Source organism: Nostoc sp. (genome assembly GCF_036917515.1).
Lineage (GTDB): Bacteria > Cyanobacteriota > Cyanobacteriia > Cyanobacteriales > Nostocaceae > Nostoc.
In genome coordinates, this window is sequence record NZ_JBALDE010000024.1 from 1 (window position 1) to 7,064 (window position 7,064).

Below are 7,064 nucleotides of genomic sequence, written 5' to 3' on the forward strand. Positions count from 1 at the left end.
TCCCATCCTTTTGAAATTTGCGAGCGCTTGTGGGTGAAAAATCACCTTGAAGAAGATGAGGAAAAACTACGGGTTTCAAGATAGACATGGTTTAAGTAAAGACCAAAGCATTCGCGATACGCCATTTTCTGGTGGATTGCTAAAATGGCTGTGTAAAAAATTTCCTCAAAAGTTTTATACAAACTATTTTGTAACCACTTGCCGTATTGCAGCGAACGAATATACTTTTGAGAAGTTCACAGAGGTGGAAGTTGCTGATTTTGAGGATAACCAAATTTCTAATTTTGCCAATAACTGGTTTAAAGATAAAGCTGTAAAAACAGAGACTTTTCTCAAACGTCTCGAAGAAAATAACCGCATCAAACAACTTGCTGCAAGTCCACTTCTGCTGACGTTGCTTTGTTTAACATTTGAAGAGTCAGGAGATTTTCCTGCAAATCGTTCTGAGTTATATAAAGAAGGATTGGATGCTTTATTGAAAAAATGGGATGCAAAGCGGGGAATCCAACGTGACCATATTTACAAAAAGCTATCAGTCCAACGCAAAGAAGATTTACTCAGCAAAATGGCTCTGACCACGTTTGAGCGCGGTGACTATTTCTTCAAGCAGAAAGTAGCAGAGCAATACATTACAGAATACATCCGCAATTTACCAGATGCCAATACTGACGAAGAAGCATTGCAACTTGACAGTGAGCAAGTTTTGCGTTCAATTGAACATCATCATGGACTAGTTGTAGCAAGGGCAAAAGGGATTTACTCATTTTCTCACTTGACATTTCATGAGTATTTCACAGCTAGAGAATTTGTGGTTGTGAGACAGTCATCAGAGGAAGCGCTACAAAATCTTGTTAGCCATATTACTGAGAAACGCTGGCGGGAAGTCTTTTTGCTGGCGGTTGGGATGTCTCCAAGTGCAGATCGGTTATTACTGTTGATGAAAGAGAAAATTGATTTTATGGTGGCTGACGATCAGAATTCGCAGAAGTTTCTTCTGTGGGTAAGAAAAAAATCTCTTTCCGTTAAGTTTTCTTACAAACCAGCAGCACTAAGGGCCTTTTACCTCTCCTTCTACCTCTCCCTCCCCCTCGACCTCGACATCTCCCGATTCCTCTCCCGATTCCTCTGCCTCGACCTCGACCTCGACCTCGACCTCTCCCGATTTCTTTCCCTCAACCTCGACCTCTCTCGATCCCTCGACCTCTCTTTTGATCTATCTCGATCCCTCGACCTCTGCCTCTGCCTCTGCCTCGACCTCTCCTTTAATCTCTCTCGATCCCTCGACCTCAACCTCTGCCTATGCCTCTGCCTCTGCCTCGACTTCTCCCGATCCCTCGACCTCGACCCAGAACTCAAGAATTTGCTGCAAAAACTTCGAGAGCAACTACCAAGCAGACAAGCCAGGCAAGAATCTCAGAAATGGTGGTTAGCTAATGGGGAGGCTTGGTGTGAAGAATTAAGAAAAGTAATGATTAAATATCGTAATATCGGTCATGATTGGCAGTTCACCGACAAGCAAAAAGAATTGCTTCAGCAATATTATGATGCCAATAAATTACTGGTAGATTGCCTAAATAGCGATTGTTATGTTAGCTGTGAAGTGCGACAACAAATAGAAGATACTTTGCTCTTTCCGATCGCAGAGATCAAACAGTACCAGCAACAATCTTAAATATACACATAGCAGATACTAAATCATTTGTTAAGAAAGCGAAAATATTTTCTAATTTCTAGCAAATAAATTTATAATAAAAGTAATAGTTCGCAGTTAGCCTATTCGCCTCTATTTGATGGCTTAAGATATGTGGACATAACTAATAAAAAGCATTCTGGAACAAAATAATACTCATTTTACGTCTTAAGAGTGTGAGTGTCTGAGCTTTGATTTTAGTAACGCACATTAGCAGGATACAAATTCTGAAAAGCTATGTCTACGACAGGCTACACCTGCGCGATCGCACAGACTTCCCATCATAATAAGTGCTTTTATCTTCAGAATACGCCTATAGACAGGTTCAAAAACAGTCAGAAACAAACTCAGTGCATCCTCGTCATTAAATACATCACATACACAAAGGACAACCCTCTTATGACTCGCATACATCAATGGAAATCTGGTACTGCTGCACTTATGGCAATGGCGGTTACTACAACCATCATTAGTCCCCTGTTGAGCTTGGCTCCTGCTAATGCACAATATAGAATTAACCAAGACAGAATTGGACAATACGGAAACGTTACCATTCCTTCTGGAGTTGCTTTTCCTGTCACCTACGATAAAGAGACAATTACTATTGCTCCTGGGGAAAGTAAATCTCTAACCTTGAGAATAGCCAATGACATTATCGATAGAAATAGAAATGTCTTAATTCCTGCTGGTACTAAAGTAAATGGACGGTTAGAACCTGTTGACTTAGATGGTTATTCCAGAGATAGAAATGATAACCAAGGAAAAGGCGTAAGGTTTGTCGCTCAAGAATTAGAATTTTCTAATGGTCAGCGTCAGTCGATTAATGCAAGTTCTCGGACATATACCACAACTCAAAGAGTTAAACAGGGGCCTAACACCAGTCAGGTTTTAACTGACGCAGCTATTGGTGGGGGTGCTGGTCTTTTAGGTTCACTAATTACTGGTAATAACAAAATTGACGATTTAAAACCTGTTCTCGGTGCGGCTGCGGGTGCAGGTGCGAGTGTGCTTTTGCGGAACAAAGAAAGAGATGCTTTTGTCCTCAGACCTGAACAGGATTTAAGGCTCACATTGAATTCTAACTTGAATTTAGTACCACAATCCCGCTACTAGATTTAACTTCATTCAAGTTGTGAATTTAATCATCCCTGATATGCGATCGCCACTTTAACTAGAGTGTGCGATCGCCTTTATTTTTAACCCGAAAAAATTCTGTTTAACAGCAACTATTCCACCTCTATATCGTCTTAATCAGTATCAATCTTTATTGGAATACTTATTTAAAAGTTAGCTCTATTATATTTTGTATCTAAAAGAGTATTCAAAATTATGGAATATCCTGATACTTTTTTTAAGTAGTAGCGATTGAGGAGCCTATTCTTATGGTAATTCAAGGTTTCGGTTTAAGCACATATCTTGCAATTCCGGTAATATTAAGTCTTTTGATTCCGGGAGACAATATAAAAGTATCTTTAGTAGAAAACGTCCGTCACGTATCCACAAACAAGGAAATGAGTCTATCCAGCCACGACAACCTAATCAGCAAGAATTCAACACCGAAAACATACTATGTTAGTGGTAGTGGAAACGACAATAATAGCGGACTCTCTACTTCATCAGCTTTTAGGACAATTCAAAAGGCAGCAGACCTCACCAACCCTGGCGATACAGTGTTGATTATGAACGGAGTATACACAAATACAGGCAAAGCTGGAAATGTAGTAAATATTAAACGTTCTGGAACTGCAAATGCATGGATTAAGTATAAAGCATATCCTGGGCATTTCCCAAAAATTCAGCACAATACATGGAATGGGATCACGATTTCAAATAAAGCTTCATATATCGAGATCAACGGGCTAGAGGTTATAGGAAATAATGCCAATATAACCCTTGATTATGCGATGAGTCAGAAGACTAACAAACTAAACCCACTGACGAATGGAAACTGTATCAACGTTGACGGACGAACCAATGGTCATGTTCATCACATCCGTATTTTGAATAACAAGGTGCATGACTGTGGAGGAGCAGGCATTTCAGCGATTCAAGCAGACTATGTGACAATAGATAATAATGTGGTATTTAATAATGCCTGGTATGGTGTTTATGGTTCTAGTGGTATTTCATTGTTGAATAATTGGAATTCTGACAACAACCAGGGATACAAGATGTATGTTACTAACAACAAGACTTACAACAATCGCATGTATATCCCTTGGATTGCAGTCGGAAAGATTACAGATGGTAATGGCATTATTATCGATAGTACAAGAAATCAAGATAACTCAAAGTTGGATGCATATAAAGGACGTACTTTAGTTCAAAACAATCTTGCATATAAAAATGGTGGATCGGGGATTCATGCATTTTTTAGCGATCATGTTGATATTGTAAATAACACAGCTGCTTTAAATAATCAGAGTCCAGAACTTAATGGTGGGCAAATATTTGCTCATACGTCATCTGATGTCAAAATTCTTAGGAACATTCTCTATGCTTTTCCTGGGAAAAATATTAATAATAACACTAAAAACAAAAACGTTGTTTATGATTACAATATCTATCTCAATAGTTCTAAGGTAAGTGTTAAGGGAACTCACGATATTGTTGCAGACTCAGAGTTTTTAAGTAAGCATCCCACTATTAAAAAAATATCTGACGATTGGAAATCACAGCCAGAGAAACAAAATCCGCGAACGCGGACTTCTATACAGGCTAACTCAGCAGGTTTTGTTTGCGATCCAGTAAATTATCCTTTGCAAGACCAACCCATCAAAGTGGGATGCTCCCCGCTATCTTCAGCTCAAACTGCTTTTTCTGATGTTTCATCTAACTATTGGGCAGCACAATTTATTCAACAATTATCTCAGCAAGGTGTAATTGCCGGATTTCCTGATGGTAGCTTCCGCCCAGAAGAACCGGTGACACGCGCCCAATTTGCTGCAATGGTCAATAAAGCTTTCCAAAAAGCCCAGCAACGGCCAGCAATCAATTTTGCTGATGTGCCTAGCAATTATTGGGCATCCAGCGCAATTAAGCAAGCTTATACCATTGGTTTCTTATCAGGATATCCAGGTAATCGCTTTGAGCCTAATCAGGCTATTCCCCGCGAACAGGTTTTGGTTGCCCTCGCTAACGGTCTGAAATATAGTCCCAGTGGCAATACTGAAAGCACTCTGCAATACTTCAACGATGCCTCTAAGATCGGTAGCTATGCCCGTAGCCCGATCGCCGCAGCAACCCAAAAGCAAATTGTAGTGAACTATCCGAATGTGAAGTTACTCAATCCAACTGCAACTGCCACTCGCGCCCAGGTAGCAGCTTTTATCTACCAAGCATTGGTTAGTTCTAATCAAGCCTCAGCAATTAACTCGCCCTATGTTGTGTTAAGACTCAGCAATTAAATCGCCGTATACAGTAGTTGTCGAGTCTACTACTTCAACACTTATATTAGTCACAATTAGAATCTGTTGATTTAGATAGTTATTTAATAGGCGATCGCTACCTTAACTAGAGTGTGCGATCGCCTTTACTTTTAACCATAAAATTTTCTATTTAACAGCAACTATTATATCTCTGTATCGTCTCCCTTAGTACTTATATTTTGGAAAATTTGCTAAGAGCTAATAGGGTGATTATATTACTTATATTAGCATGAATATTTTTAATTATGATTGTATGACTAAAGTAATGGTTTTGACAAAAACTAGAAAAATTAGGAACCTTGTACTTTAGTAAATGTCTAACTAATTAACAGTAAAAAATAATATAACTGGAGCAAAAAAAATAATGTTTAACTTAAATCGTTGGCAATCTAAAACAGCTGCACTCATGGCTTTTAGCGTCACAATCGGAACTGTAGCTCCTTTCATTACAGCTTCACCATCTTTAGCTCAAACAACTTTTTCTGATGTTTCATCTAACTATTGGGCGGCACAATTTATTCAACAATTATCTCAACGAGGTGTAATTGCCGGATTTCCTGATGGTAGTTTCCGCCCTGAAGAACCAGTGACACGCGCCCAATTTGCCGCGATGGTCAACAAAGCTTTCCAAAAAGCACCGCAACGACAAGCGATCAATTTTACTGATGTCCCTAGCAACTATTGGGCATCCAGCGCAATTGAGCAAGCTTATACCATTGGTTTCTTATCAGGATATCCAGGTAATCGCTTTGAGCCTAACCAAGCTATTCCCCGCGAGCAGGTTTTAGTTTCTCTGGCTAACGGTCTGGAATATAGTCCCAGTGGCAATACCGAAAGCACTCTGCAATACTTCAACGATGCCTCTAACATCGCTAGCTATGCCCGTAACCCGATCGCCGCAGCAACCCAAAAGCAAATTGTGGTGAACTATCCGAATGTGAACTTCTTGAATCCAACCGCAACCGCCACTCGCGCTCAGGTAGCAGCTTTTATCTACCAAGCATTGGTTAGTTCTAATCAAGCCTCAGCAATTAACTCACCCTATGTTGTGGCTGTCGGATCTACTACCCCAACACCTGCATCAGTGACAATTGCCCAAGGGACTACTATTCCTGTGAAGTATGACAAGGCGGAAAAAATTCTAGTTACAAAGGATGAAACATCACCCTTGACATTAACAGTATCCCAAAACGTAGTGACGCAAGACGGATCTGTAGTGATTCCTGCTGGTAGTCAAGTTGTTGGTCAACTAAAACCTGCTACAGGCGGTTCTCAATTCGTTGCCGAGAAACTAGTTTTGACCAGTGGTCAAGAGTATCAGCTGAACGCTACTTCTGACGTTATTACCAAAACTGAAACCGTCAAGAAGGGTACTAGTGTTGGTTCAATTATCAAGAATACTGTATTGGGCGCAGGTGCGGCAACTGCGATATCTGCTGTCACTGGCGATCGCGCCATTGCCACAGAAGAAGTCTTGGGTGGTGCAGGTATCGGTGCGTTGGTTGGTCTGTTCTTCGGTAAGAAGAGTGTTGACTTAATCGCCATTGACCCAAATACCGATTTACAAATGACCATTAATCAAAACTTATTGGTTTCATTAAGATAGTCATTAGTACATTTAAAGCCGAATTGTAGAATAGCGTAAATGCTGTATATTGTATGTATATAGCACCTACGCTAGTTTTTTTATCAAACTAAAAATTTTTAGAGAATTGCTTAAACTAAATTTTAGTTAAGCAATTTTTTTACGCCGTTTTTTATTAATTTATGAGAGTGATAATAGCACTTTAGAGGTGAAACAAGACTAATTTTATAGGTATTTTTAAAAAAATAATTTCAATGATTGGTACTTTCTTCAGGGGGCGACAGGGGAGCTAAAGAGCTTGCTGTATAAGTGACATAGCTTTCAAACCCTGGCGATAAAACCTCTGTTTATTGCGAATAGA

General features: G+C 39.7%; 3 protein-coding genes and 1 pseudogene. All 4 read left to right on the plus strand.

Annotated features, from left to right (window positions below):
* Positions 1–55 precede the first annotated feature (55 nt).
* The 4 genes and pseudogenes from V7K89_RS02835 to V7K89_RS02850 all read left to right on the plus strand — a co-directional run bounded on the left by V7K89_RS02835 (position 56) and on the right by V7K89_RS02850 (position 6,724).
* Complete coding sequence (locus V7K89_RS02835; RefSeq protein WP_335184238.1) at positions 56–1,672, plus strand: NACHT domain-containing protein; 1,617 nt, start codon at positions 56–58, stop codon at positions 1,670–1,672.
* Positions 1,673–2,089: 417 nt separating this feature from the next.
* Positions 2,090–2,803 (plus strand): conjugal transfer protein TrbI, encoded by a 714-nt coding sequence (locus V7K89_RS02840; RefSeq protein WP_335184239.1) that lies wholly within the window; start codon positions 2,090–2,092, stop codon positions 2,801–2,803.
* Between the two features lie 1,646 nt (positions 2,804–4,449).
* Positions 4,450–5,079 (plus strand): annotated as a pseudogene (locus tag V7K89_RS02845) (S-layer homology domain-containing protein); the annotation flags it as partial.
* A 403-nt stretch (positions 5,080–5,482) separates the two neighbouring features.
* Positions 5,483–6,724 carry an S-layer homology domain-containing protein gene (locus V7K89_RS02850; RefSeq protein ID WP_335184240.1) on the plus strand — a complete coding sequence of 414 codons (1,242 nt, stop codon included), beginning with the start codon at positions 5,483–5,485 and terminating at the stop codon, positions 6,722–6,724.
* The last annotated feature ends 340 nt before the right edge of the window (positions 6,725–7,064 follow it).

Bases quoted from the DNA above. Each gene is read 5' to 3' on its own strand.
- V7K89_RS02835 (WP_335184238.1), top strand. From the start codon at position 56: ATGAGGAAAAACTACGGGTTTCAAGATAGACATGGTTTAAGTAAAGAC.
- V7K89_RS02840 (WP_335184239.1), top strand. From the start codon at position 2,090: ATGACTCGCATACATCAATGGAAATCTGGTACTGCTGCACTTATGGCA.
- V7K89_RS02850 (WP_335184240.1), top strand. From the start codon at position 5,483: ATGTTTAACTTAAATCGTTGGCAATCTAAAACAGCTGCACTCATGGCT.